At 55.5% G+C, this 281-nt stretch carries 1 protein-coding gene; it reads left to right on the plus strand.

All coding sequences use genetic code 11. The features are described from left to right. Nucleotides 1-98: 98 nt before the first annotated feature. The coding region (locus tag AAEZ09_RS29610) for a hypothetical protein (protein ID WP_350601610.1) at nucleotides 99-281 on the plus strand (183 nt) is incomplete at its 3' end.

Raw genomic sequence — 281 nt, forward strand, 5'->3', positions numbered from 1 at the left:
AGCTTGTTTTTTTTTTTTTTTTGTTTGTTGGGTGGTGTGTGGTTGTTGTTGGGTTGTTGGGGGTGTGGTGGGGGTTGGGGTTGTTGTTGGTGTGGTTGGTGTTCTTGTTGGTGGGGGTGGTGTTGGGGGGGTTGGGGGTGTTGGGTGTGTTTGTGGGTGGGTTGTTGTTGGTGGTGTTGGGGGTGGTGGTTGGGGTTGTTTTGGTGGTGTGGGGTGTGGTGGGTGGGGTGGTGCGGTTTGGGTTGTTTGGGGTGGTGGTGGTGGGGTGGTTGGTGTTGGTG

Origin of the sequence: Pseudomonas sp. 65/3-MNA-CIBAN-0223 (assembly GCF_040310425.1) — a bacterium.
GTDB lineage: Bacteria > Pseudomonadota > Gammaproteobacteria > Pseudomonadales > Pseudomonadaceae > Aquipseudomonas > Aquipseudomonas gregormendelii.